Below are 26,080 nucleotides of genomic sequence, written 5' to 3' on the forward strand. Positions count from 1 at the left end.
TAACTGTACTTCACAAACTGAAATATATTATTTGTTACGTGCGATGTTTGTAATAAACTTATAACGATCCCCACGATAAATACATTTCACATACTCTAACGGTACTTCACCTTCTGAATATGACCATTGACGCATTACAAGCACTGGCGCCTTTTTAGGAATATGCAGATGTTCAGCTTCATTATCCGTTGCAATTGAAGCTTCAATTGATTGAGTAGCGCTAACAAGTTTAAAGCCCAGTTTTTTCTCTAAATGTTCATATAAAGATTGTTGCAATATTTCTTCGTTAATATCTTTTACAAGAGCTGGCGACAAATATGTCGTCTCAAAAGCAATCGGTTCATCATCAGCTAAGCGTATACGCCTCACTTCATAAACCGACTCTCCCTCCTGTATTCTCAACCGGTCTGCTATTTTCGCAGTAGCTGGAACTAGGCGGAAACTAAGTAATTGACTACTTGGGTTCATCCCACGAGAAATCATATCTTCTGTGAATCCCGTCATTCCTTGCAATTTTTGTTCCACTTTCGGAAGTTGGACAAACGTACCGATTCCACGTTTCCGATATAAATAACCTTGTTCCACTAAATTATTAATCGCCTGTCTGATTGTCATACGACTCACTTCGAACTTATCGCAAAGTTCATTCTCAGATGGGATTTTATCTCCCGGCTTCCATTCGCCGTCCTCAATTAGCTGTTTCACCCACTCTTGAATCTGATAATAGATCGGAAATGGTGAATACTTGTCGATGTTCATCAGCAATCGCCTCACTGCATAAAGATAGAGCTTCTTGATCAGCGATTACGGTTACATTCGGATGACGTTGTAAAACTGTAGCAGGACACGCTTCACTATATTCACCTTGTAATAATTCTTTCACAGCTTCTGCCTTTTTAGAACCCATAGCAACGAGTAGAATTTGTTTCGCTTTCATAATGCTTCCAATCCCCATTGTAATCGCATGAGTTGGCACATCTTCTTCTTTTTCGAAGAAGCGAAGGTTTGCTTGGCGTGTAGACTCTGTTAATTCAACAATGTTTGTTGGAGAATTAAACAGTGTTCCTGGTTCGTTAAATCCGATGTGACCGTTTTCACCGATTCCAAGAATCTGTAGGTCAACTGGGTTAGCAGCTAGAATGCCCTCGTAACGTTTGCACTCTTCCTCTAAATCACTTGCCATCCCGTTTGGTACATAAGTTTGTTTAAATGGAAGATGATCAAACAACTGTTCTTGCATGAAATAGTGATAGCTGTTTTTATCTTCATGTGGTAAATTTACGTACTCATCTAAGTTTACAGTGGTTACACGGCTTGTATCAAGTTTATTTTTTCGCATTTCTGCATAAATACCTAATGGAGAGCTTCCTGTAGCCATTCCTAATGTTGGATTTTCTTTTGTGTTTACAACTTCTTCAATTAATTTATAACCTGCTTCTGCTAGTTCTTCTGGAGTTTTTACAACAAGAATATTCATTTAATTACTTCCCTTCCTTCATATGAATTCCTAAACGAACCGTATCATATACATGTAAATCTTCATTCATCACAACAAAGTCTGCATCTTTTCCTACCACTAATGCACCTTTATGATTTAATCCAAACTCTTCTGCTTGGTTAACTGATGTCATCAGTACTGCATCTTCGATTGAACAACCTGTAAATTCAATTACATTTCGGAAAGCTTGATCCATTTTTAGAATACTGCCAGCTAACGTTCCATCTTCTAATCGAGCACTACCATCTTTTACATGTACTGGCTGTCCGCCAAGCTCATATAATCCATCTTCAAGACCTTTTGCACGCATTGCGTCAGTAATAACACTTACTTTTTTCGGTCCTTTTAATTTATATGCTAATTTCACCATATCAGGGTCAATATGAATACCATCTGTAATTACTTCAACCATTACATCTGGATTTAATAACACATGACCAACAACTCCTGGTTCACGGTGATGTAATCCACGCATTTGATTGTATAAATGCGTTGCATGTGTAATGTTTCTATTTTTTAGTTGCGCATCAATTGCATCTGTATGCCCCATTGTGCCAACAACACCAGTTTCAGCAAGATACTGCTCAAATTCTAACGCACCTTCTTCTTCAGGTGCATATGTTACTAATTTAATTAGATTCCCGCTTGCTTCCTGCCATTGTTTAAATTGTTCAATATTCGCAGGAACAATATGTTCAAGTGGTTGTGCACCTGCACGTTTTTTAGAAACATACGGTCCTTCTAAGTGAATATATTCGAAATGTGCTCCTTTTTCTTTCGCTTCCTTCGCAGCATGTAGTGCCGCTTCGATTGCTTCTGGAGCTTGTGTCATTGTTGTTGGAAAGTAAGTTGTAACTCCTTCTTTTAACATTTCTTTACCTAGAGTTACTAATCCATCGCTATTTGCATCCATCGCATCAATATCGTACCCACCATGAATATGAACATCAATCATACCTGGAATCACAATCTTCCCTGCCGCATCTAAAACCGCTTCATTTTCTTGTGATACATATTGAGCCATCAAACCAATTTCTTTAATTGTTTCTGCGTAACGAATAAATCCGTTTTCCACTACTTCTTGACCTGTATAAATTTTGGCATTGATGACAACTTGCGTTTTCATTTTCATCGATCCTTTCCCATGAAATACCTACTTGTTATTATTACCTTATTCGCCTAATTCCATCTTAATATATGCACGAGTAGTTGTCTATACATTCGAATGAAATTTCCTCTTTGTTTAACAAAAAGGAAACTTAGTACGTCTCTTGCAATTATAATATATGTTATTCAGTTTTCCAAAAAGGGAGAATATCCCCTATCATATTACTCACTTAAGTAATGGCATTAATCCACTAGAGCCTATTGTAATATGCTCGCCGTCTGTTTCCATTTCTACTGTACGTTTGTTTGTTCCATATATCATTATACCATGCTGTTTTAAGCGTCTCACTACACTTTGATGCGGATGTCCATACGGATTTCTGCTTCCATATGAAAGAATTGCAAACTGCGGTTCTACTTTCTTTATAAACATTTCACTTGTTGAAGTATAGGAGCCATGATGTCCCACCTTTAACACATCTGCATGTACATCAAATTGCTTTAATATTTCAGTTTCCGTCCGCACATCAGCATCACCCATTAGTAAAAAATCCGCTTTTCCGTATCGTACCTTTAACACAATTGAAGATTCATTATTTTCATCTTTTGATTTCCCATTGTTTAATACTTGTATGGAAACATGCGGATCTAGCGGTATGTATTGTCCCTCTTTTACTGAAACGAAAGGAATTCCTCTTTTTTTAATATGATTCCGGTATGTGTGATACGTAAAAGAACTATATGTTTTTCCACTATCTAATATAAGTGCTACCGGCATTTGCTCTACAATCGGAATGAGTCCTCCAATGTGATCCATATCAGGATGCGTACTGACGATAGCATCTAAATGGTTAATCCCTTTTTCGATTAGTTTTTGAATGATAACCTCACCTGCTTCATAAGGTCCCCCATCAATTAACATCGTTTGTCCATTTGGCAATGTAATAAGTGTCGCATCACCTTGCCCAACTTTTAAAAAACTCACTTTCATTTTACCAAAATGTTGCCGCTGCATATGTAAAGGAGACGCGGTATGAATAGACATCATATATCTTTTGGCCGATGCACTATTTAAAGAAAAGCATAACAAAACAGAAACTAACAATAAAATACTTCGCATACTTCTCATAACTCGTCTCCTTTTTTCAATTAGTATGGCACGGTATATAATTGATATACAAAAAAAGCTTAGCAAAATGCTAAGCTTTTATTTCGATATCTCCTGTAAAGAACCAAAGAATAAATCTGCTTCATTCATTTGTTCATTCTCTTCAGAAAGTGCCGGTAAATCATCTAATGTTTTCAATCCAAATGTATCCAAAAATTCTTTCGTTGTTCCATATAAAATAGGACGCCCTGGACCTTCTGCTCTTCCCATTTCTTTTATAAGTAAGTGTGAAACTAACGTTTGTAACGCCTTATCGGTTTTCACCCCTCTAATCTCTTCCATTTCAGTCCTTGTAATAGGTTGACGATATGCCACAATCGCTAACGTTTCTAAAGCAGCCTGAGAAAGTGAAGCAGCTGTTGGGATATCTATTAATTTTTGATAGTACGAAGCATGTTCTTTCTTTGTAGCAAAACGATATACTTTTGCATACTGTACAATTTGCAAACCGCGGTGTGCACCTTCACATTCTTTTTGCATTTCTTCTAAAATATCGATTACTTCATTTCCTTCAATTTCAAGCACTTTCGCTATTTGTTCTGGATAAATCCCTTCATCACCAGAAACAAATAAAAGCCCTTCAATGATTGATTTCTGTTCTCTTCTATCCATTTTACGAACTCCTTCCTCCAATTTTCTCCATAAAAATACACATCAAAAAACCGAATCACAATCAATGCGTTCGGTTCAATATTTTTTCTCTTGTTCCAAACGATACATTCAAACCTAGCATGAGATATATTATTTCCATCCCATTTTCCATACTAACTCTATGCAGATTTAGTAGAGCTTGATACGAAAATTTCATCAAAATTATGTTCCTGTTCAATTATGATTTGTTGATTTTTCATAAGCTCAAGAACCGCTAAAAATGTTACAACCATTATTTCCCGTTCATCATCAACAAACAAATCATAAAAACTTTGACGACCACCTTGTATTTCTAACTGTTTTAAAATATCAATCATGCGCTTTTCAATTGGTATTTCTTGACGAGTAATACGTGTTGTTACAGGTTTCTTTGCTTTTTTACGGCGCATTAATTTTTGAAATGCCGCTAGCATATCATATAACGTAACATCAAGAGGCAAGTTTGTCTCCTCTTCTTGTTGCAACGATGTAAAATCAATTGGCGGACGTGTATATAGCTGTGCTCTTTCTTGTTCTCTTTCTTTTAGCTCAGTAGCAACTTGCTTATATTTCTTATATTCAATTAACCTCTCCATCAATTCTTGACGAGGATCATCTATAAAGTCATCACCGTTATCAAGTACATCTTCTTCATGTTTCGGCAACAACATTTTACTTTTAATTTGTAATAAAGTCGCAGCCATTACTAAATACTCACTTGCAACATCTAATTGTAGTTCTTTCATCGTATGAACATAAGATAAATATTGCTCTGTAATTTCCGCTACAGGAATATTATATATGTCAATTTCATAACGATGTATTAAATGTAACAATAAATCTAAAGGCCCTTCAAAAGCCTCTACTTTAAAATTATACTGCACAAAGCATCCCACCACATTTTTTCTATAACAACATAAGTATAGAGCATACTCATGTTCTATCCAACCTTTTTAAGAAATTTAATTAAAAATAGACCTATGCCTATGTCATCATGCCCACCGCTTCATATGATAACAGTGTAGTAAGAACAATGTAGGAGGTCAAAAAACTATGGGTCACGTTGATTGCGGTTTTAGTGGTGGGTTCGCATTACTTGTTGTATTGTTTATTTTACTAATTATTGTAGGGGCAGCTTGCTTCTGCTAATATGAACAATAACGGCTAGGGAAAATTCCCTAGTCGTTTATTGTTTATATTTCTATGATAAACTTGTATTTATAACCGTTAAACAGGGGTGAAGAAAATGTATCCTACCGAATACATCCAATTTTTAATTCATTTTCACGGAGATTATGATTATTTTGAATGCCACGAGATACTGGAAGAATATTGGAAAACAAAACCGAGAGAAAATCGTGATAATTATTTAGTCGGTCTTATTCAAATTGCAGTTTCTTTATACCATCAAAGACGCTCTAACTGGAATGGCGCAGAGAAAATGATGAAAAGCGCCATAAAGATTTTAGAAATAAACAGTGCACCTTTACTACGTTTAGGAATAAATCAGACACAACTTCTATGCTTACTCCAGGATAGATTGCAATCTATACAGAAAGAAGAGAGTTTTACACCGTTATTTTTACCATTATCGGATACAGCATTAGAAAAGCACTGCATGGAATTATGTCAGAAACAAAACCTTCCTTGGAAAGACGTGAATGCTACTTCTAATGAATATATAATACATAAGCACACATTACGTGATCGAACAGAGGTCATCGCTGAACGAAACGAACAATTACAAAAAAGAAAGCAGAGATAATAAACTACTTATCTCTGCTTTCACGAATGTATATTTTGTTCTAGCCCTTTACACTTTTTGCAAAAACTTGCTGTTTGCTCATTTCCGCAAATTGTAAACTCAAGAAATTTACTCTTTAACTCTTGAACCATCTTCGTCCCAATACCCATATGACGGTGAGACGGGTTCACACTCAAATGCTGAATTTCCAACACTTGATTCTCTTTTTTTACAATCCCCATTATCCCAACAAAATCTTCGTTTTGTTTCCACAAATACAATTGCCAATCATCCTTTGCTTCATAATCTTTCATAGTCAATTGTAATGTTTTTACATCTTTTTCAGTTGGCATAAATGAAAGAAGCCCCATTGCAATCTTTTCATAACTTTTTTTAAAACGAATTAACATAACCCTTATCCCTTCTTACAAAAGTTACAAACTATTAATCCCCTCAACCACTCTTTTCATATCACATTCATTTTACAATATTTTCAACAGAGTGAGAAGGGCCTAAAACAACTTGATAATCATACAAAGCGAAAAGAAGAAAGTCAAATATATGTTTCAGTACTATTTTTTCTAAGTAGATTAAAGAAGAAATGCTGTTATATGAAAGCAAAAAGAAACATCCATCGCTCATTACCACTTCAATATTCATCACCTGAGAGCAAATGAATTCTAGCAAAATTAATGTAATAAAAATATTTCTTGAAACATGTAATTTAATGTATTCTATGTAATTTGTTAAAATTTTGTTCTTATAGGCGCCATATTTTCGCTTCAATATAGTACTACTTGTATCATGTACTGCAAACGAAATACCCATTCCTATTAAAAAAACAAAAAAGAGAGCCATAGCTCTCTTTTCCCATTAACTTATTCTTCCCAAACTTTAACTTCTTTCATTACATCGCCTTGACGCATGTTTAATACTGTTTCAATACCGCTTGTTGCTTTACCGAATACAGTATGTACACCATCTAAATGCGGTTGTGGCTCATGAACAACAAAGAATTGGCTACCGCCTGTATTACGGCCAGCATGAGCCATAGAAAGTGAACCTACAAGATGTCTATGAGGATTTCCATCAGTTTCACATGGGATAGAGTAACCTGGGCCACCTGCACCTGTTCCTGTTGGATCTCCACCTTGACTTACGAAGCCAGGAATAACGCGGTGGAATGTCACACCATCATAAAATCCTTGCTCTGCTAGTTTTTTAAAGTTTTCTACTGTTTTTGGTGCCTCTTCTGGGAAAAATTCTAAATCGATTTTTTCTCCATTTTCCATTAATATGTATCCTAAAGTTTTCATACGTATATGTCTCCTTTCAACTATCTCAGCACTATATTACCACATTCATGACTAGAAACAAAAAGAATCCGACAATCTAGATACTTCTTTTTCGAAATGTGGAAAAAGCTAGGTGACAAATAAGAAATATATACTATAATAACTGTGTTGCCCGAAAATTTTAGAAAGAGAAAGGGAGCGATTTTTCGTGAAAACGAAATTACTAGCTCTGCTATTGGCTGTAACGGTATTTATGATGCCAACAGCTTCGTTTGCAGACATCATCGAAGGAGAATCAATTGTTACACTAGGAGAAAACTTGTCTGAACAACAAAAACAAGATCTGTTAAAAGAAATGAAAGCACCAAAGGATGCTACAATCATTACTGTGTCTAATGCGGAAGAACATAAATTTCTAGAAGGGATTGTTCCAAAAGCGCAAATTGGTACGAGAGCAATTTCCTCTTCTATGATTACATACACAAAACCAGGGTCTGGTCTCATTGTACGTTCAAAAAACATTAATTCGATAACAGATGCAATGTACACAAACGCACTTATTACAGCAGGTGTGAAAGATGCAGAAATTCAAATTACTGCACCATTTAAAGTTTCAGGAACTGCTGCTTTAACCGGTTTAATGAAAGCCTATGAAACAACATCGAACAAAGCAATTCCTGAGGAAGTAAAAAAAGTAGCCAATGAAGAAATGGTGCAAACAGCCCAGCTCGGCGATAAAATTGGTGAAGAAAAAGCAGTTCAACTTGTTGCAAAAATTAAAGAAGAAATTGCCAAAGAACAGCCAAAAACGACTGAAGATTTACGTTCATTAATTCAAAAAATTGCGGATCAACTTGGCATTACATTAACGGATGAACAGTTAGATAACTTAGTTGCGCTATTTGATAAAATGAAAAATCTTAATATCGATTGGAATCAAGTTGGCAGTCAGTTAAATAAAGCAAAAGAACACGTTTCTGCCTTTTTAGGATCTGAAGAAGGGCAAGGTTTCCTAGATAAAGTTAAAGATTTCTTCTCAAGTATCATTGATTTTGTTAAATCGTTATTCAAGTAAAAAGAAGCTCGTCAGTGACGAGCTTCTTTTTTTATACAAGTAATGGCAATTTCATAACAGCTTCTTCGACCGAACGAACAATATGATTTGCCTTCTCCTTCACATATGGATGAGCATGATGTAGAGTAAATGAATGCGGAGTTACTTCAAACATAGAAATATCATTGAAAGAATCGCCAATGCATGCAATTTCATTTGCTTCAATTTGTAAATGTTCCATTAGTCGCCTTAAAGCACTCCCTTTACTTACTCCCCTTGGCATAATGTCAACATAGCATTTACCCGACATAAAAACTTCCGCTTCGCTCTGAAATGTATCTCGTAACTCTTGATCTAATGCTGCAATTGTCTCTTCTTCCCCAAAAACAAACAATTTCGCAGGATGTACAGTCTTACCAAATTCCTCTTCTAATGCTTCTATTTCAGCAATATGCACGCCCATATACGTTTCAAAAGTATGATGATGTTCATTCTTTCTTTTTGTATACCGTTGCTCATTTGCACAAACAATATCTGCTAGTCTCTTTTTATGGATATATCGATATATTTCCTGGGCAATCCCATCTTCAAAACTTGATTCATGAAATATTTTTCCATCCGGCAGTAACATCGTTGCTCCATTTAAACTAGTTGTGTAATACGGGAATGCAAACCTATTTACGACTTCATCAATTCGATGAGTAAAGCGGCCAGAGGCAAAACAAATATTTGTCCCTTTTTCAGCTAACCAACAAAGTGCACGTTCATCTTCTTTTTGCATATGATTCACATTGTAAACGAGCGTATCATCTAAATCACTTACAAATAATTTAATCATGTCCTCTTCCCCTTCCATACACAATATCTACTCTAAGTGTACACAAAAAATGTTTGATTTTTGTTAAAAAACAATAAATTTTCGATAAAAAATAAGCAGGAGATTAATCCTGCTTATTTTTGCCTTCTTACATTTTGAGGTTTTACAATACTTGGGCGCACTTTTAAACTAGACATCGTTGGACGGAGTAGAATTTTTGTTAACGCTCCCCAATCAAATGGTAAAAACGGCCATAAATACGGTGTTTGTAAACTTTTTATAGACGTTAAAAATAAAATCAATATCGTCATTCCAACTACAAATCCCATTTCATGAAATATACCTGTCAAAATAATGACAAATAGCTTTCCGACTTTATTCCCAAGCCCTAATTCATAACTCGGTGTTGCATATGCTCCGATCATAGAAACTGCTACGTATAAAATTACTTCTGGTACAAACAAACCTACATCAATGGCAATTTGACCAATTAATATGGCAGAAATTAATCCTGCTGCAGACGACAATGATGTCGGTGTATGAATGGCAGCCATCCTTAAAAATTCGAGTCCGATTTCGGCCATCAAAATTTGTAATAAAATTGGTAAATGCGTCATCTTGTTCGGTCCAATGAAAGCAAGACTTTCCGGTAAAAGAGTTGGATCAAAAACAAACACTAACCAAAATGGCAATAAGAACAGTGAAAATATAACACCTAAAAAACGTACCCAACGTAAAAATGTACCTACAGCTGGATTTTGCCTAAACTCTTCTGCATGCTGTAAATGATGAAAATATGTTGTCGGTGTAATCATAGCACTTGGCGATGTGTCAACGAGTACTAACACATGTCCTTCTAATAGATGATTTGCTGCTACATCTGGTCTTTCTGTATATCGAATAAGCGGGAAGGGATTATAGCCTTGTTTAACTACAAATTCCTCTATCGTTTTATCCGCCATCGTAATCCCGTCTACTTCAATGTTATTTAATTCTTGTTTTATAATTTTAACTAAATCCGGATTTGCAACATCTTGTACATATGTAATACAAACATCCGTTTGTGATCTATCTCCTACTCGAATCATTTCATTTCGAAGACGTGGGTCACGTATCCTTCTACGAATTAACGCTGTATTTACAACGATATTTTCAACAAATCCGTCCCTTGCACCACGTACTACCTTTTCTGTATCTGGTTCTGTCGGCGTCCGGCCCGGATAACTACGAACATCTATTGCGAACGCTTCCGTTTCACCTTCCACAAATATAACGATGAGTCCCGATAATACTTGAAGCATTACCTCATCCATCGTTTTCACTTTGCTTACTTGTTGATGGATTAAACGATTCTCTAAAAGCTTCACTGTATCTTCTTCTACATCCCTTATCTCATTTGTATCCACCGCTTCTTCTAAAATAGGGATAATATAATTTGTATCACAAAGTCCATTTACAAATAACACACCAATTTCTTTATTCAAAATTTGAAATTTACGAATGCCAACGTCGTATGTAACACCCAGTCCAGCTGTTTGCTTTAAGTAATTTTCATTATCACTTATGAAAGATGAAATAGGGATTTCCACTTTTTTAGGTTTCGTCATAAAAACCACTCCTTTCCAAAATTAATTGAATCGCTTTTCTAGTAATAGGTGATCCTCTCTCCCATTCATCGTTTCCACACATCTTACCAATATCACCAACTCCCACAATGACAGGAACATTCAGATCATCTAAACAATAAATTGTATCTCCGCTAATTCTGCCAATTTCACCATCTGGAAGTCCAAATTTATCAACACCGTATTCGGTTAAATTCCCGTTCCGATCTACACTGACATCTACACGTGCCCATTCCCAATGATGTGTATTAGACGCTACTGCCAAAATCCCCAGTACATCAATTTGTTTATGTGTGGCTACATATTTTAAAGCCTTTTCACCAGATCCTTCTCCAATAAATCCACTGTCATCAAACATGACAAATACAGGGTCATATGGCGTTTGCATAATAAGCTCAACAACTTTCTTCCCTGTCAATTTGGTTGGATTACTTTGTGATGCTGAAATACACCTTCCCCCAAATTCCTTCGTTAAAAGCTCAATTGTCCGCTTTGCATATTCATCCCCATCTGTGACCAAAACAACCCTTCGTCTCATTTGATTTATCCTTTCGGTTTACATATAAGTGCTACAAAAAATGAAAATAATATCGCTGCAGAAATGCCTGCAGACGTTAAACTAAACATACCCATACCAATCCCAATATATCCGTGTTTTTCTGCCGCATGCATTGCCCCATGTAATAGTGAATGTCCAAAACTTGTAATAGGAACTGTCGCACCAGCACCAGCAAACTTTATAAGCTTATCGTACAATCCGAATCCATCTAAAACTGCTCCTATAACTACAAAGGTAGCCATTAAATGGGCTGGTGTTAACTTTGCGAAATCTAACAATACCTGTCCAATTACACAAATGGCGCCTCCTACAAGAAATGCATATATAAAATCCACAATTCACTCTCCCTTCACTCTCTCAAATACGACACCATGTGCAATTGTTGGAATGGTTTCTTTCTGCTGCATCATCATCGGACTTAATAACGCGCCAGTAGCAACGACAAAAATTCGTTGTAAATTCCCTTTTTGCATCTCGCTTAATAAATGACCATATGTGACAACAGCTGAACAAGCACAACCACTACCACCGGCAAATACTTCTTCTTGACCGGAATCATAAATCATTAATCCGCAATCATTATATATATGCCCAAGATCATAACCTTCTTCCAGTAACAGTTGTTTTGCGATTGGTGTCCCAATAGCTGATAAATCACCGGTAACAATCAAATCATAATCTGCTGCACTCCTCTTCAAATCTTCAAAATGTTGTTGAATTGTATGAGCAGCAGCAGGTGCCATCGCCGACCCCATATCTAAAGGATTCGCAATCCCTAAATCTTGCACTTTTCCAATCGTAGCTGCCGTAATTTTAATTGCACTTTTTTCTTTACTAATTAATATGGATCCCGCACCTGTAACAGTGGAATTTGCTGTTCCTGGTTTCTGTCCCCCATACTCTGTTGGATAACGGAACTGTCTTTCAGCCGTTGCATTATGACTACTTACCGTCGCTAAAACACGATTTGCGAATCCACCATCTATAAAGGCTGATCCAACCGCTAAAGTCTCCATCGAGGTTGCACAAGCGCTAAACATCCCTAAAAAGGGAATCCCCCAATTACGTGCAACATAATTTGCTGTCACTGTTTGATTTAATAAATCACCCGCTAAAAAAAAGTCGATTTGTGATGTTTTTACATTTCCTTTTTGCAAGACTTGTTGAATTGAATCTGACATTAATCTTCGTTCAGCAAGTTCCCAGTTTTCCTCTCCGCAATGTAAATCATCATATGAAATATCAAAATCCTTCCCAAGAGGGCCTTCAGCTTCTTTTGGACCAACAGCAGTACCGGTTGCATTCACATAAATATCATTTTGAAATACCCACGTTTGTTTTCCAGTCAACCTCATACTAGCCCCTCCTTTAAGACATAAAAATGTTAAAAGTATATCTTATTAATCCAATAACGTATGCACCAACGACCCCAAAAACGATAACACTTCCCGCTAGCTTAAACATATTTGTAGCAACCCCAAGCACAATTCCTTCACTCTTATGTTCTAGCGCAGCGCTCGCCATAGAATTCGCAAATCCTGTAACAGGTACGGCCGATCCCGCTCCAGCAAATTGACCGATTTTATCATATACACCACAACCTGTTAAAATCGCCGATAGTAATACAAGCGTTGCAACTGTCGGATTTCCTGCCTCTTGTTCACTGAAATGAAAATAATGTATATAAAATTTCATTAATACTTCTCCGACAGTACAAATGAATCCACCTACAAGAAATGCCTTGACACAATTTAGGAAATAGTTTGGTTTTGGATGGTACTCCTTCACTTTATTTATGTAATCATCCTTTAGTTTTCGCCCTGTCATTTATATATTGCCTCCTACTTTACGAAATAAATCCAGTGAAACAATGAGCCTATTACTTTGCCAAGTACAAGAGCAACGAGTAAAACAACAATTTTCCCTTCTACCCCTACTCTTTTCGCTAAAATAGGTAAAACATTTAACACTTCTGTTAATGCGGCTGCAAGCATTCCAATGAATGTGCCACAAAATAGTCCTAGTATAACAAGCCAATATTGCGATGTTTGAAATGTAATGTTTTTCAAACTACACCAAGCTCCTGTTAACGTACCTGCAATAACTGCCCACTCAAAATATTGAATGTGCTTTCCACTTCTCGTTAATTGAGCTAGTCGGGGGATTATACCAAGTACAGCTAAAAATGCGACATATCCGCTACCTACTGCAATTCCTCCCGCTAAACCAATTAAAATAACAAGCCCAGACTCAATCATCGGCAAGTTGTTTCATATTGTCCTTGTTTTCATGAACAATTACATATTGGTCAAGTGACTGCTGGTATTGGAACATCTCCACTTCTAACGGACTCGGCTCTTCATTAATTCGCTTTTGAAATACATGATTAAAAAATAAAACCATGCCTAACCCAAGACCTACTGAATAAGGAATTTGAAATAGAAGTGGCTGTGCCTTAAATTCTCCCGTAATCATGTAATATAACCGCTGGTGTACTTGTTGCATACTTACATCTTCATGGAAATAAATGATCGCAAGAGCCGCTCCAATAAAAAGTAACAACCATACAAGTCCGAAGAAAATCGGATGTACTTTCTTTTTTTCATATATAATTTCAACAAGAGTTTGTCCAGAACCGAGTAAATTAATTTGTATATGAGCCGCTTTTTGTTGAATAATCTCAATAATTTTCATAACATCAATTACAACATGCGTCTTATCATGCGCTGTTATTTTGTAAACTACCTCATTCTGTAATAATTCAACTACCATAGCATCTCCGGCAAGTTGAGCGACATCACCCAGTTTCACTTCATACGTAGGAGAAACTTTTAATCGATTACGCATTTTAATATAAATTGTTTGTTCCAATTTCCATTCACCTCTTCACTCTTCCTCGTAGTTGTAGTATGGTTATTGAATTTTTTTCTAATACAATTTTTTCATAAAAAAACATCTGTACCGTTTCGGTACAGATGTTTTTTAGTTTATGCCTTTTTCTTAAATAAATTTGCAATACTTAATGCGAGTCCTCCCCAAATGACTACCATACCAATAACCATCATCATAATCGCTGATCCGCTCATTATGAAACACCCCGATCTTTCCATTCTTTTTCAAGCTTAGCAGAATCTGAATGTATTTGTGCATTCCATTTCTTTATACTAATGATTAGTGCAACGATAAGGAACGCTGCTGCAATTGACCAACCATATGTTACGACAAACTCCGTTGGATAATCTCCGTAGTTCTTTTTAATATTTTGGATTGTCCCATCAATTAACATGTATCCTAACATAAGCGGGGTAATAACGAGTAAACTCACTCTCCAGAACGTCCCTAACTTAATATCAGATACGAAGTTTGCGTGATTTTGATAAACTGGTAAACGGCGTAGAATGAGCCCTATCGTAACTACTTCCACTAATGCAATTGAAATTAACCCGAAGTTATTAGCGAAATAATCAACAACATCTAGGAACATAAGCCCACCACGTGTTGCAAAAACAAGAGACACTAGTACGAGAAGCGTTCCCATAATTCCAATTGTTTTTTGGCGGCTTAAGCTGAACTTTTCAGATACGGCCGCAAAACATACTTCCGCAAGCGAAATGAGGGATGTAATTCCGGCAACCGTTAATGATAAGAAAAACAATACGCCAAATAATGGTGACATCGGTAATTCATTAATAATTTGCGGGAATACTACGAATGCAAGTCCTACACCAGCACTTGCTACTTTATCAACTGGTACTCCCATATTGTTTGCCATAAATCCAAGCGCTGCAAAGACCCCAATCCCTGCTAATAATTCAAATCCTGAGTTTGCAAAGCCAGTAATAAAGGCATTATTTGTTGTATCTGAGTTTTTCGGTAAATAACTAGAATACGTAATCATAATTCCAAATGCTAAAGATAAGCTAAAGAAAATTTGACCATAAGCAGCAAGCCATACCTTCCCATCAAAAATACGACTCCAATCTGGTTTGAAGAATGCATCTAATCCTTGCATCGCACCTTCCATCGTCACTGCACGAACTACGATAATAAGGAACATAACAACTAGTAAAGGAATGAAAATGCGGTTAACCACTTCGATTCCTTTTTTAACTCCTTTGAATGCAACACCAAGCACAATAATCCAAACGAGAGCTAATGGAATCAATACTTCCGGCACAAGCCCCCCAAACTGCCCTGGCTTATCTGCAACATGTAAGTACTCTTTAAATAAAAATGATTGCGTGTCTTTCCCCCATGCTCCAGTAATTGCAAAGTACGTATATGAAATAGACCAAGCAATAATTACTGCATAATATGTTGAAACGATAAATGTTACACACATTTGCCACCATCCGATGAATTCAGCACGCGGACTAATACGGAAGAACGTAAGTGGCGCGGAACCACGGTGACGATGCCCAAGAGCAAATTCAAACGCCAATAATGAAATACCAGTCGTTAATAATGCGAATAAGTACGGTAAAAAGAATGCGCCTCCCCCATTTTCATACGCTGTATAAGGAAAACGCCATATGTTTCCTAATCCAACGGCAGAGCCGACCGCTGCGAAAATAAATCCAGCCCTCGTTCCCCATTGTTGCCTCGTTTCCATATTTTCTTCCCCCTTTGTGACAAGTTCATACTTGGATTACATTTTAAATTAACCGAATTATCAATAAATTCTGTCAATTTTTACAAAAGTTTACAATCTCCTCCTATTTAAAATCAAAAAAAATCGAATAGATAGCTATTCATCTATTCGATCTTTCATCTGTTTTAATATTTTCTTTTCAAGTCTTGAAACTTGTACTTGCGAAATGCCTATTCGTTCCGCTACTTCCGATTGGGTTTGATCTTTATAGTAGCGTAAATACACAATTAAACGTTCTCGATCATCTAATTCTCTAATTGCTTCTTTTAAAGCAATTTTATCGAACCATTTCGTTTCAGATTGATCGGCAATTTGATCTAAAATAGTGATTGGATCTCCATCGTTTTCATACACCGTTTCATGTATGGATGAAGGAGCTCGACTCGCTTCTTGCGCCAGAACCACTTCCTCTGGCGTTAGTTCTAACGCTTCGGCTACTTCATTAATTGTTGGCGCTCTTCCAAATTCTTTCGAAAGCTCGTCTCTCATCTTTCGTATTTTATTTCCTGTTTCTTTTAAAGATCTACTTACTTTCACTGATCCATCATCACGTAAAAATCGTTGTATTTCTCCAATAATCATTGGAACTGCATATGTTGAAAATTTCACGTCGAAAGATAAATCAAATTTATCTACCGATTTTAAGAGCCCAATACATCCAATTTGAAATAAATCGTCTGGTTCGTATCCTCGATTAAGAAAACGCTGCACAACCGACCATACGAGACGCATATTACTTTGAACGATTGTATCTCTCGCTTGCTGATCTCCATCTTGACTTTGTTGAATTAACGCTTTTAGCTCGTGGTCCTTTAACTGAGGTTTCTTCTTCTCATTTTTGACCTCTATGTCCATAGGCTATTCTCCTTAATTGCATAGAGCGTTACTATTTGATAAGTATTTTGTCAAATGGATTGTTGTCCCGAAAGATTCGTTTGAAATAACTTCTACTTCATCCATAAAATTTTCCATGATAGTAAATCCCATTCCGGAACGCTCTAATTCAGGTTTAGTTGTAAACAGGGGTTGCCTTGCTTCATCTAAATCAAAGATGCCAATCCCTTCATCTCGAATCGTGAGTTTCACCATTGCTTCTTCCAAAATTACAGAAATATAAACAACACCTTCTGCATTTCCTTCGTACCCATGAATAATTGCATTCGTAACTGCTTCTGACACAACTGTTTTAATCTCCGTAAGTTCTTCCATCGTTGGGTCTAGTTGCGCAATGAATGCAGCTACTGTAACGCGAGCGAACGATTCATTTTGACTTAATGCTGAAAATTGAAGGTTCATTTCATTTCTCATTTATGCCACCCCCAACGTCGCGAGCGCATGCGCTTCACTTTCTTCTAAACGAACAATTTTAAATAAGCCCGACATTTCAAATAAACGTTTAACAGGCGGTGAAATTGCACAAACAACCATTTCTCCACCTAATCCCTTTACATGCTTATATCGGCCTAATATAACACCTAAACCAGAACTATCCATAAACGATAAGTTCTCTAGGCTCAAAACAATATGATGAACACCATGTGTCTCAATCATATCTGTTACTTTCGTTCGCAACTCTTCAGCAGTATGATGATCTAATTCACCCGCTAGTCTCACACATAGGACGTCACGTTTTACTTCTAATTGCATGGAAAGACTCACACGATTTCCTCCTTATGCTCAAACTTTACTCATTTACATACATAAAGATTTTCGTGATACAACATAAGAATCCTTCCTACTGACAAAAGAAGAACTATTTCGCCATAAAGTGAAACGATTCAGCAATTATTTACTTTCATACGAATAGAAAAGCGGCAAAATGTTTGCCGCTATTTTGATGTTGAAAACATCCCAAAACTTCTTTTAAATAACTCCCACCAGCTCGCTGCAGCAACATCTTCTTTTGCTACAATTGTTTGTTTTAATAAAACATCTTTATCTTTTTTAATAACTAGTGTACCAAGCGCGTCACCTTTTTTAATCGGCGCTTTCACTTTCTTTTCAGCAATTACTTCTTGCTTTACTTTGTCCATATTTTCGCCCTTCTTCATAAGAAGAGACACATTGTCTGACGCAACTAAATCTACTTTTTCTTTTTTCCCTTTTCCTACTTGTACAGTCTTAATTTTTTCGCCGCGTGTATACATTTTTTTTGTCATATATTGTCCAAATGCGTAGTCAAGAAGCTTTGTTACTTGGTTGTTCCGTTCTTTCGATGTAGGTGCTCCCATAACAACTGAAATAACACGCATCCCATTCTTTTCAGCCGATGCTGTTAAACAATATTTTGCTTCTGTCGTAAAGCCCGTTTTCACACCATCTACTCCAGGATAAAAACGTACTAACTTATTCGTATTCACGAGCCAAAACTTCTTATCCGTATCTTCACGTAAATAGTCTTCGTATTTACCTGTATATTTGCGAATAAGTGGGTACTTCATCAATTCTTTTGCCATTATAGCCATATCATTTGCTGTGGAATAATGGTCTTTAGCCGGAAGACCTGTTGGGTTTTGAAAATGAGTATTTTTCAGTCCTAAATCTTTCGCTTTTTTGTTCATCATATTTACAAAACCTTCTTCTGAACCCGCGATATGCTCCGCTACTGCAACAGACGCATCATTTCCAGATGCAATAGCAATACCCTTTAGCATTTCATTTACAGTCATCTCTTCTCCAGGCTCTAAAAAGATTTGTGATCCACCCATTGAAGCGGCATGCTCACTTGCTCTAACTTTATCGGTCAGTTTTAGTTTTCCTTTTTCAACTTGTTCCATAATTAATAGCATTGTCATAATCTTCGTCATACTAGCTGGTGGTAATTTCTCATTTGGATTTTTGTCAAACAAAACTTTACCTGTATCTTGTTCAATTACAATTGCTGACGACGCTTGTTCCGCTAACTTCGGCGCTGTTTCTTCTGTTTTCTCCTGCTTCGTCTTCTCAGATTGTGCGAAACTAACTGAAGTACCAGAAAGCAATAACATGAAACAAACAAGTATTCCAAAAACTCGCTTCATGACTAACCCTCCATTCTATATCAGACCTATTTTTTCCAATTTTTTATTTTTTAATACCATATTTTTCTAATATTTTCAGTTGACAAATACATTCATTACCTATATCGTATTAAGTGTATTACATACAGTAGTACACTTAATACACGTCAGAAAGGAGACATTGCTCTTGCATATTCAACTTGATCCAAGAAGCAACACTCCGATATGGGAACAAATTGTTCAAAATATAAAAGAACTCGTATTGAAAAACATGTTAGCTCCAAGTGATAAACTTCCTTCTGTACGCGAACTCGCTTCTTTACTCGTTATAAATCCAAATACAGTAAGTAAAGCGTATCAGGAATTAGAGCGACAAGGGATTATTGAAACGTTACGAGGAAAAGGAACATTTGTATCCCAATCGATTACCCCAACATTAGACGAAAGGAAAATCGCTATGGTTGAAAAGCAATTTCATCAATTACTATTAGAAGCCTCTTATCTTGGTGTTACGAAAGATAAAATTCATGATTGGATAGATTCATACTACAAAGAGATTGGAGGAAATGCGGATGCTGAAAGTGACAAGCTTGAAGAAAACAATTGATAATCAAACAATTTTAGATGATGTTTCTTTCACATTACAAAGAGGAAGTATCATCGGATTACTCGGAAGAAACGGTGTGGGGAAAACAACTTTATTACGAACGATGGTCGGTATTTTAGACCCTGATGCCGGGACTGTTACATATGAAGATATAAACATTCATCAGTGTCCTGAAATAAAGCAAAAAATCGTATATGTTCCGGATTCTACTAACATACTGAACGGATATACGGTAAAAGAAATTGTAAAGTTTTATAAAGAAGTTTATACCGCATTTGATGAAGCATATTTCTATGAACTGTTAGAACGTTTTAACTTACCAAACAAACGAATTCGTAGCTATTCAAAAGGAATGAAAGCACTCCTTGCCATCATTTTAGCCGTTTCTACAAAAGCAGAATATATCATTTTAGATGAACCGACAAACGGACTTGATCCTATCGTTAAAAGACAGATTTTACAGTTTCTCGTTGGAGAAGTTGCAGAAAAAGAGATTACCATTTTCATCTCAACTCACCATTTAGATGAAGTGGAACAAATTGCAGATACAATCATTATATTAAAAGGCCATACTATCTCGTCTATTACATCACTAGACGATGCAAAATCACGATTTGCTAAAATCCAAGTTGCTTACGAACGTTCATTACCTCAAAAACTAGAAAACTTAAGCAATATTAAAATATTAAATCAAACAGGAAAAGTATATACAATCTTAATTGAGGGAAATGTGGCAGCTACATTAGAAAAGTTTCATAAAGAACAACCTATACTCATTGAAGAATTAACAATGTCACTTGAAGATGTCTTCGTTACGACACTGGAGGAGGATGGGTATGTTTCATAAGGCGTTATGGATGTGGAATTGGAAGCGCGGGAAATATGCTGTGTTGCTATTCTTCTTTAGTTCGCTTTATCTTTTATCTTTAGGATACTATAGAAGTGCTCAGATGGAACTCGGTGAATATTACGAATTACAGGAAAAAGGGAAACAGTATTATTATTTTTATACCTTTTCTTCAGGAGAAGGTAATAGTTATTGGTTAACTGTTCTTATCATTGCTTTAGCCTGCTTATTGATAGGGTGGGAACGTAGCAATCAATCTAATACACTACTTATGACGATGCCGTTTAAAAGAAAACATGTTTTCTTTTCGAAATGGGCTTTCGGTTCCTTTTGTATTGTGAGCTCGTTACTTATAAATTGGATCCTTATGTATGTTATTTATAGAACAACAATCCATTTTGATTATCAATCATTTAGTCCGTTTCATCGATACTTTCTTTATGCGATTGTTTCTTATGTTGCAGTATATACAGCTGCACTATGCATCGGTACTTTTACTGGAAGCATTGTTTCCCAGGTTGTTTTTTGCATTCCATGGCTACTAATGGGGCTTACATTTATTCCACTAGTGTACACTTTTACGCTAAACCATTTAGAGGTTACCAATACTAAAAATAATAAATTAGATCAACAACTATATGAAATCAATCAAAAAACAAATATAGTTGCACCAATATATCGCTTTTCTATTGATTATAACTATGATCCAGAATACCGAAAGCAGGACAACGATCCAACTACTTTAAGAAATCCAGCATCTCATCAATATTATTCGGCTAAATCGATGTTAGTTCCTATTTTCTATACGATATTATATTTACTACTTGGAACATATTTATATATGCGATCACCAAATGAAAATAGTCAAAAGATATTTATTTTCCAAAAACATTTAAAAATATGGATATGGGGGACAACGATTTACTTTGCATTACTAGGTGGCTATAAAATGAACCAATTTCATTTCTTACCTAGCTACTATATCAGTTTGTTTCTAACTGGAATCATTACTTATGTTGTATTATCACGCCTAACAAATTATAAAGTTTTTTAAAGGAGAGATCCTATGTTTCAAAAAGCATTGTGGCTAAGAACGTATCAACAAAGTAAATATGTTGTATGGTTATTTTGGCTCGTCAGCTTCTATACTTTGTCATATAACTACTATATGACTTCTATTCAACAGCAATATTTTCTAAATATGAATAAAAAATGGAAAAGTATATACCATTACAATTTTGATTTATCACTTATGGAACCTGTCATATTTCAAGGTGCTGCACTTATCGTTCTGGCCTGCACATTAATCGGCTGGGAAAAACAAAATAACTATAGCGACTTGTTATGGTCTATGCCATTTAAACGTTCACACATTTATATAACGAAATGGTTGTTTGGACTCTGTAATATCGCCGCTGTTGTCGTTTTAAACTGGGGATTATTTGCTATTTTGAAAAAGTTTACTTTTCATAATAAATATCAAGTATTCTCCCCATTTCATAGTTACTTTATATACATGTTAATTGTATTATGCGCAATTTATACACTTGCCTTATTTGTAGGAACCATTGCAGGGAATATTATCTCGCAAGGATTCCTCACTGCAGTTATATTATTCTTCCCAGCTTTACTTCCATCACTTATCTCAGGAGTCATTGCTGTTCACTCAAACACTGAATTTCATGAGGACAATAGCCTTATACATAATGTGATGGAAAACATACGTATTTCTAGTCCAGCAGAAGATTTTTATATTGACTTTAATTATGATCCACAAAGCGCTTATACTGATCAAAATGGAGTACGTCATAACGAACCGAACTTTACAAAGATTCCCCCGGCAAAAACATTGCTTGGCCCTATCGCACATATCATTGTTTTATTACCACTCGGTATATATTTATATGCCCGTTCAGTCAATGAGCGAAATGGTAACTACTTATTATATCCAAAACTACAAAAAGTAGTTTTAGCTTGTGCGATTTTCTTTGGTGGTATCGTTGGAGGTTTAATGCTCAGTCGCGCGCAGTCATTGTCCAGCTTTTACATCGGATTTTTGGTGACTAGTTTAATTACATATTTCTTCCTACCTAAAATATTAAAATGGAAAGTCTCTTGGAATTTCAAATAAAATAACCTCCTCTTCATGAGGAGGTTATTTCACATTCTCTCTTCTTTTCCCATACTCTTTTTCTTGCTTCGTTCCAAATCCATCACCATTTGCCACGATTTGATCTGTTGGAGCAACTATGCTTTCAGCAATTCGCCATTCCCCCCCTTGTTGAATAAACACTTGCATAAAATAATTCATTCCATTTAACTGATACGGATTTTCTTTTTTCACTTCATAACGAGCTGCAACATAGTACACTTGCACATTCTCAGCTTCAAACTTAGAAATATATTGCGATAATCTCGGGATATACTGCGATGCTTTCTGAAGTGGAAGCTGTTTTACTTTTATAAGAGAAGACTTTGTCACATTGCTTATCGTATCTTCATGCCGAATGTTATCACTATGATGAAATAAAATAGCATTCTGCATTGAACGAATCCATAGTTTTGAATATAAAACAGGTTGCTTATTTGAAATATGTTGTAATTCTTTCTGAACGACTTGAAGAGGCGTTGCGGCATCCGCGAATTGATTAAAGCAGAAAAAACTTCCAATCATAATGAAAAGCGTACAAATACGTTTCATAATTTTTCACTCCGATTCTTTTTAATTAAAGTATTGGAGTTTCAAAATGTTTTTATTCAAAAGAAAAAGGATAGGAAAGCTTTCGCTTCCTATCCTCATTTATTATAATACGCGGCCAAATAAATCTAAAACCATTTCGATTTCTTGGTCGCTCCAACCTTTAAATCTCTCTTTATAATATTCTTTACGCACAGCTTCAAGTTTTTCAGTTACTTCTCTTCCGTGTTCTGTAATTTCTAGGTACACGATACGACGGTCTGAATTTGAACGCTTTCTTTCTACAAACCCTTTTCGTACGAGACGATCAGTAACAGCTGTAATATGACTGGAGGTTACGTTTACTTCACTCGCAATTTGCGAAGCCATCTGTGGACTGTTTAAAAATAACGCGCGTAATACAGAAAATTCATTGTATGGCATATGTTCTGCAAAACGTGTATTAATATCATTTTGTAATAAACGTATCATCTTTCGGAATGATCCGGATAACTCTAAAATCAGTGTTTCTCTTTTTTCGTTCACTAGCCTCGTCCCTTTTTTATCATATTTACACATATTATAATCTATAAATACCTATGTTGTATATGCTTTCTTCCCTCAACATTCTCATTTATGTAACTTTTTTCATATAAATTTCTTTTTTGTTCACACATATACATATGAATAAGGATGGTGATGGAAGATGCAAGGTGGAATGAATCCTTATTTACACAACGTACGCACAGCTACTACTGGTAAAGAAGCGACTATTACTGTACAAGGTGAAGGTGTTGTCAAAGCAAAACCCAATGTTGTTATATTAACACTTGGCATTAGAACTGATAATAAAAATGTGAAACAAGCGCAAGAAGAAAATGCAGTGCAATCAAAACAATTATTGGATGCACTAAAACAACTAGGTATTGCCGACAAAAATATAGAAACCATTTCATATACGATTACGCCCCAGTACGAATATGTAAATGATAAAGCATTATTACAAGGATATCGTGTAGAACATTTGTATGAAATTACCGTTTTAAATGTACAAAAAGCAGGGGAAGTATATGATATAGCCGTTTCAAATGGAGCAAACTTAGCAAAAGGATTACGTTTTCGAATATCTCATCCAAATAAATATTATGAGCAAGCTCTCATTCAAGCTCTGCAACAAGCGGTAGAAAAAGCTCGTGCTATTGCGAGTACATACAATTTAAACATTAATCCAGTTCCACTCTCATTCGTTGAAGAATCTGTCCAATTACCACGGGAAGTGACGTCCTATGCTACTTTACATGCGCAAGCAGCTCCGCCCATTCAATCAGGAGAATTAGAAATCATTTCAACAATACGAGCTATTTTTACGTATTTATAAATAATTTCTTTTATAAGTAAACGTTATCATTTTCCTTGTTGTAAAAACATGATGTTCTGATATAATAAAGGACGGTGAGCTCTTACGAAAGAGATATCACGGGTGGGAGAGGGATATGAAAAAGAAGGTTTAACATGAAAGGAATACTTGAAAGAACATTTAAATTAGGTTTACACGAAACATCACCAAAACAAGAAGTTTTAGCTGGAGTTACGTCATTTTTCACGATCGTATATATTATGATTGTAAATGCATCCATTTTATCGGATGCTGGCATTCCTCTTGAAGCTGGAATTTTAGCAACTGTTTTCAGTTCATTTGTCGGATGTCTGCTCATGGCATTTTGGGCAAATGCACCTGCTATTCTTGTCCCTGGTATGGGCGTAAATGCATTCTTCACGTACACTGCTGTGCATACGCTCGGATTAGCTTGGCAGGAAGCATTAGCAGCTGTCTTCATCTCTGGTATTATTTTTGCAATTGCTGCGTTTACACCAATCGCTCGCGTGCTTTCAGTATCGATTCCAAAGTCATTAAAGGAAGCTATTACTGTCGGCATCGGATTATTTTTAGCATTTATCGGATTGCAAAAAGGTGGTTTAGTCGTTTCGAATCCAAATACCGCTGTTGCAATGGGTAAATTAAGTAACCCTGTCGTTCTTGCGACACTACTTACTCTTATCGTTGCACTTGTACTATTTATTCGTAACGTACGTGGAAGCTTTTTATGGACGATTGCAATAGGAACTGGTATTGCATGGCTATTTGGTCTTGTTGATACAAGTCAAATCGGAAATAGTTCATTCTCATTCGCTAATTACGGTGATGTGTTTGGAGCTATGTCATTTGGCAAACTTTCTTCCTTACCGTTTTGGATTGCAACATTCTCCTTAAGCATGGTGCTTATTTTTGAGAACATGGGACTACTGCACGGTTTATTAGAAGATGACCGTAAATTCCCACGTGCTTACCAAGCCAATGCAATTTCAGCAATGACATGTGGTCTATTTGGCACAAGCCCTACCGTATCAACCGTAGAGAGTGCCGCAGGTATTACTGCAGGCGGAAAGACAGGTCTGACGTCTATCGTTACAGGGTTGTTATTCTTTGCATCACTGTTTGCACTTCCGTTTGTGAAACTAATTCCTGATAGTGCCATTGCACCAATCTTAATTATTATTGGCGGCCTGATGATTACAAGCATTCAGCAAATTCCTCTGAACGATTTTTCAGAAGGATTTCCAGCGTTCTTAATTATCGTCATGATCCCGCTCACATATAGTATCGCTGATGGCATTGCGTTCGGATTTATTGCTTATCCTATCTTAAAAGTTGCTCTTGGAAAGCGTAAAGAAGTCGCACCGTCTATGTATATCGTTACATGCTTATTCTTAGCCATGTTTGTATTACATGCTATTGGTTAA

The 26,080-nt window shown here is 36.1% G+C and carries 34 protein-coding genes; 9 read left to right on the forward strand and 25 right to left on the reverse strand.

Features of this window, described 5'->3' with window-relative positions:
• Nucleotides 1–27 precede the first annotated feature (27 nt).
• The 6 genes from phnF to scpA all read right to left on the reverse strand — a co-directional run bounded on the left by phnF (nt 28) and on the right by scpA (nt 5,287).
• Nucleotides 28–759, reverse strand: coding sequence for a phosphonate metabolism transcriptional regulator PhnF (gene phnF, locus ILS93_RS08035; RefSeq protein WP_002194085.1), 732 nt, complete (start codon nt 757–759; stop codon nt 28–30).
• Nucleotides 689–1,477, reverse strand: a complete 789-nt coding sequence (gene nagB / locus ILS93_RS08040) for a glucosamine-6-phosphate deaminase (protein WP_064474899.1) — start codon at nt 1,475–1,477, stop codon at nt 689–691. Before nagB ends, phnF begins: the two co-directional genes overlap by 71 nt.
• A 4-nt stretch (nt 1,478–1,481) precedes the next feature.
• Complete coding sequence (gene nagA, locus ILS93_RS08045) at nt 1,482–2,624, reverse strand: N-acetylglucosamine-6-phosphate deacetylase (RefSeq protein ID WP_064475087.1); 1,143 nt, start codon at nt 2,622–2,624, stop codon at nt 1,482–1,484.
• A 207-nt stretch (nt 2,625–2,831) separates the two neighbouring features.
• Nucleotides 2,832–3,734 (reverse strand): ComEC/Rec2 family competence protein, encoded by a 903-nt coding sequence (locus ILS93_RS08050; protein ID WP_064474898.1) that lies wholly within the window; start codon nt 3,732–3,734, stop codon nt 2,832–2,834.
• 78 nt (nt 3,735–3,812) lie between these two features.
• On the reverse strand, nt 3,813–4,385 hold the full coding sequence (scpB, locus tag ILS93_RS08055) for a segregation/condensation protein ScpB (protein WP_060488364.1): 573 nt from the start codon (nt 4,383–4,385) through the stop codon (nt 3,813–3,815).
• Nucleotides 4,386–4,543: 158 nt separating this feature from the next.
• Nucleotides 4,544–5,287: a segregation/condensation protein A gene (gene scpA, locus ILS93_RS08060; protein ID WP_001199757.1), complete on the reverse strand. Its 744-nt coding sequence runs from the start codon at nt 5,285–5,287 to the stop codon at nt 4,544–4,546.
• 169 nt (nt 5,288–5,456) lie between these two features.
• Here scpA and ILS93_RS08065 point away from each other — a divergent pair, with 169 nt between their 5' ends.
• Complete coding sequence (locus ILS93_RS08065; protein WP_000510194.1) at nt 5,457–5,552, forward strand: YjcZ family sporulation protein; 96 nt, start codon at nt 5,457–5,459, stop codon at nt 5,550–5,552.
• A gap of 97 nt (nt 5,553–5,649) precedes the next feature.
• Nucleotides 5,650–6,168 (forward strand): DUF309 domain-containing protein, encoded by a 519-nt coding sequence (locus ILS93_RS08070; protein WP_000283580.1) that lies wholly within the window; start codon nt 5,650–5,652, stop codon nt 6,166–6,168.
• 20 nt (nt 6,169–6,188) lie between these two features.
• On the opposite strand, the gene ribT is transcribed toward ILS93_RS08070, so the two are convergent.
• The 3 genes from ribT to ILS93_RS08085 all read right to left on the reverse strand — a co-directional run bounded on the left by ribT (nt 6,189) and on the right by ILS93_RS08085 (nt 7,463).
• A complete protein-coding gene (ribT, locus tag ILS93_RS08075; protein ID WP_000908397.1) occupies nt 6,189–6,557 on the reverse strand; it encodes a GNAT family N-acetyltransferase RibT in 369 nt (122 codons plus the stop codon).
• Between the two features lie 67 nt (nt 6,558–6,624).
• On the reverse strand, nt 6,625–6,807 hold the full coding sequence (locus ILS93_RS08080) for a hypothetical protein (RefSeq protein WP_088047338.1): 183 nt from the start codon (nt 6,805–6,807) through the stop codon (nt 6,625–6,627).
• A gap of 218 nt (nt 6,808–7,025) precedes the next feature.
• A complete protein-coding gene (locus ILS93_RS08085; RefSeq protein ID WP_000853785.1) occupies nt 7,026–7,463 on the reverse strand; it encodes a peptidylprolyl isomerase in 438 nt (145 codons plus the stop codon).
• Between the two features lie 187 nt (nt 7,464–7,650).
• Here ILS93_RS08085 and ILS93_RS08090 point away from each other — a divergent pair, with 187 nt between their 5' ends.
• Nucleotides 7,651–8,517, forward strand: a complete 867-nt coding sequence (locus ILS93_RS08090; RefSeq protein ID WP_000850512.1) for a DUF1002 domain-containing protein — start codon at nt 7,651–7,653, stop codon at nt 8,515–8,517.
• 31 nt (nt 8,518–8,548) lie between these two features.
• Here the strand turns inward: ILS93_RS08090 and ILS93_RS08095 are convergent, their stop codons facing one another.
• The 14 genes from ILS93_RS08095 to dacF form a co-directional block, all read right to left on the reverse strand.
• The gene (locus tag ILS93_RS08095) at nt 8,549–9,352 is read right to left on the reverse strand and encodes a Cof-type HAD-IIB family hydrolase (protein WP_222660291.1); all 804 of its coding nucleotides are present in this window, start codon (nt 9,350–9,352) and stop codon (nt 8,549–8,551) included.
• Nucleotides 9,353–9,447: 95 nt separating this feature from the next.
• Entirely contained in the window at nt 9,448–10,920 is a 1,473-nt protein-coding gene (gene spoVAF / locus ILS93_RS08100) for a spore germination protein SpoVAF (protein WP_048562394.1), read from the reverse strand.
• Entirely contained in the window at nt 10,907–11,476 is a 570-nt protein-coding gene (spoVAEA, locus tag ILS93_RS08105) for a stage V sporulation protein SpoVABEA (RefSeq protein WP_001254417.1), read from the reverse strand. The genes spoVAF and spoVAEA overlap by 14 nt, the downstream gene beginning before the upstream one ends.
• 5 nt (nt 11,477–11,481) lie before the next feature.
• A complete protein-coding gene (gene spoVAE / locus ILS93_RS08110) occupies nt 11,482–11,832 on the reverse strand; it encodes a stage V sporulation protein AE (protein ID WP_000345909.1) in 351 nt (116 codons plus the stop codon).
• A gap of 3 nt (nt 11,833–11,835) precedes the next feature.
• Complete coding sequence (spoVAD, locus tag ILS93_RS08115) at nt 11,836–12,852, reverse strand: stage V sporulation protein AD (RefSeq protein WP_064474896.1); 1,017 nt, start codon at nt 12,850–12,852, stop codon at nt 11,836–11,838.
• Nucleotides 12,853–12,865: 13 nt separating this feature from the next.
• Nucleotides 12,866–13,324 carry a stage V sporulation protein AC gene (gene spoVAC, locus ILS93_RS08120; protein ID WP_000147730.1) on the reverse strand — a complete coding sequence of 153 codons (459 nt, stop codon included), beginning with the start codon at nt 13,322–13,324 and terminating at the stop codon, nt 12,866–12,868.
• A gap of 14 nt (nt 13,325–13,338) precedes the next feature.
• The gene (gene spoVAB / locus ILS93_RS08125) at nt 13,339–13,755 is read right to left on the reverse strand and encodes a stage V sporulation protein SpoVAB (protein ID WP_000572950.1); all 417 of its coding nucleotides are present in this window, start codon (nt 13,753–13,755) and stop codon (nt 13,339–13,341) included.
• Entirely contained in the window at nt 13,748–14,368 is a 621-nt protein-coding gene (spoVAA, locus tag ILS93_RS08130) for a stage V sporulation protein SpoVAA (RefSeq protein ID WP_064474895.1), read from the reverse strand. Before spoVAA ends, spoVAB begins: the two co-directional genes overlap by 8 nt.
• Nucleotides 14,369–14,484: 116 nt before the next feature.
• Complete coding sequence (locus ILS93_RS08135; protein ID WP_000016829.1) at nt 14,485–14,583, reverse strand: methionine/alanine import family NSS transporter small subunit; 99 nt, start codon at nt 14,581–14,583, stop codon at nt 14,485–14,487.
• Nucleotides 14,583–16,109 (reverse strand): sodium-dependent transporter, encoded by a 1,527-nt coding sequence (locus ILS93_RS08140; protein ID WP_046957461.1) that lies wholly within the window; start codon nt 16,107–16,109, stop codon nt 14,583–14,585. Before ILS93_RS08140 ends, ILS93_RS08135 begins: the two co-directional genes overlap by 1 nt.
• A gap of 135 nt (nt 16,110–16,244) precedes the next feature.
• The gene (gene sigF, locus ILS93_RS08145; protein WP_000350733.1) at nt 16,245–17,003 is read right to left on the reverse strand and encodes an RNA polymerase sporulation sigma factor SigF; all 759 of its coding nucleotides are present in this window, start codon (nt 17,001–17,003) and stop codon (nt 16,245–16,247) included.
• 12 nt (nt 17,004–17,015) lie between these two features.
• Nucleotides 17,016–17,456, reverse strand: a complete 441-nt coding sequence (spoIIAB, locus tag ILS93_RS08150) for an anti-sigma F factor (RefSeq protein WP_001243399.1) — start codon at nt 17,454–17,456, stop codon at nt 17,016–17,018.
• Nucleotides 17,457–17,807 (reverse strand): anti-sigma F factor antagonist, encoded by a 351-nt coding sequence (gene spoIIAA / locus ILS93_RS08155; protein ID WP_000059133.1) that lies wholly within the window; start codon nt 17,805–17,807, stop codon nt 17,457–17,459. It abuts the gene before it with no gap.
• A gap of 170 nt (nt 17,808–17,977) precedes the next feature.
• Nucleotides 17,978–19,168: a serine-type D-Ala-D-Ala carboxypeptidase DacF gene (gene dacF, locus ILS93_RS08160; RefSeq protein ID WP_064474894.1), complete on the reverse strand. Its 1,191-nt coding sequence runs from the start codon at nt 19,166–19,168 to the stop codon at nt 17,978–17,980.
• A gap of 166 nt (nt 19,169–19,334) precedes the next feature.
• Between dacF and ILS93_RS08165 the strand changes: the two genes are divergently transcribed.
• Genes ILS93_RS08165 through ILS93_RS08180 form a run of 4 tightly spaced genes read left to right on the forward strand, consistent with a single transcriptional unit; the run spans nt 19,335 to nt 22,732 of the window.
• A complete protein-coding gene (locus ILS93_RS08165; RefSeq protein WP_000548033.1) occupies nt 19,335–19,754 on the forward strand; it encodes a GntR family transcriptional regulator in 420 nt (139 codons plus the stop codon).
• Nucleotides 19,720–20,601, forward strand: a complete 882-nt coding sequence (locus ILS93_RS08170) for an ABC transporter ATP-binding protein (protein WP_222660294.1) — start codon at nt 19,720–19,722, stop codon at nt 20,599–20,601. The genes ILS93_RS08165 and ILS93_RS08170 overlap by 35 nt, the downstream gene beginning before the upstream one ends.
• Entirely contained in the window at nt 20,591–21,655 is a 1,065-nt protein-coding gene (locus tag ILS93_RS08175; protein ID WP_222660296.1) for an ABC transporter permease, read from the forward strand. The genes ILS93_RS08170 and ILS93_RS08175 overlap by 11 nt, the downstream gene beginning before the upstream one ends.
• Nucleotides 21,656–21,667: 12 nt before the next feature.
• Nucleotides 21,668–22,732 carry an ABC-2 transporter permease gene (locus ILS93_RS08180; RefSeq protein ID WP_222660298.1) on the forward strand — a complete coding sequence of 355 codons (1,065 nt, stop codon included), beginning with the start codon at nt 21,668–21,670 and terminating at the stop codon, nt 22,730–22,732.
• A gap of 24 nt (nt 22,733–22,756) precedes the next feature.
• Here the strand turns inward: ILS93_RS08180 and ILS93_RS08185 are convergent, their stop codons facing one another.
• Both ILS93_RS08185 and ILS93_RS08190 read right to left on the reverse strand, forming a co-directional pair.
• Complete coding sequence (locus ILS93_RS08185; RefSeq protein WP_000820923.1) at nt 22,757–23,302, reverse strand: hypothetical protein; 546 nt, start codon at nt 23,300–23,302, stop codon at nt 22,757–22,759.
• Between the two features lie 102 nt (nt 23,303–23,404).
• Nucleotides 23,405–23,824, reverse strand: coding sequence for a MarR family winged helix-turn-helix transcriptional regulator (locus ILS93_RS08190; RefSeq protein WP_001003312.1), 420 nt, complete (start codon nt 23,822–23,824; stop codon nt 23,405–23,407).
• Nucleotides 23,825–23,984: 160 nt separating this feature from the next.
• Here ILS93_RS08190 and ILS93_RS08195 point away from each other — a divergent pair, with 160 nt between their 5' ends.
• Nucleotides 23,985–24,656, forward strand: coding sequence for an SIMPL domain-containing protein (locus ILS93_RS08195; RefSeq protein WP_222660300.1), 672 nt, complete (start codon nt 23,985–23,987; stop codon nt 24,654–24,656).
• 134 nt (nt 24,657–24,790) lie between these two features.
• Nucleotides 24,791–26,080, forward strand: coding sequence for an NCS2 family permease (locus tag ILS93_RS08200; RefSeq protein WP_064474888.1), 1,290 nt, complete (start codon nt 24,791–24,793; stop codon nt 26,078–26,080).

The sequence above is a fragment of the Bacillus sp. 16GRE42 genome, assembly GCF_019837435.1.
In the GTDB taxonomy this organism is placed as follows: Bacteria; Bacillota; Bacilli; order Bacillales; family Bacillaceae_G; genus Bacillus_A; species Bacillus_A wiedmannii.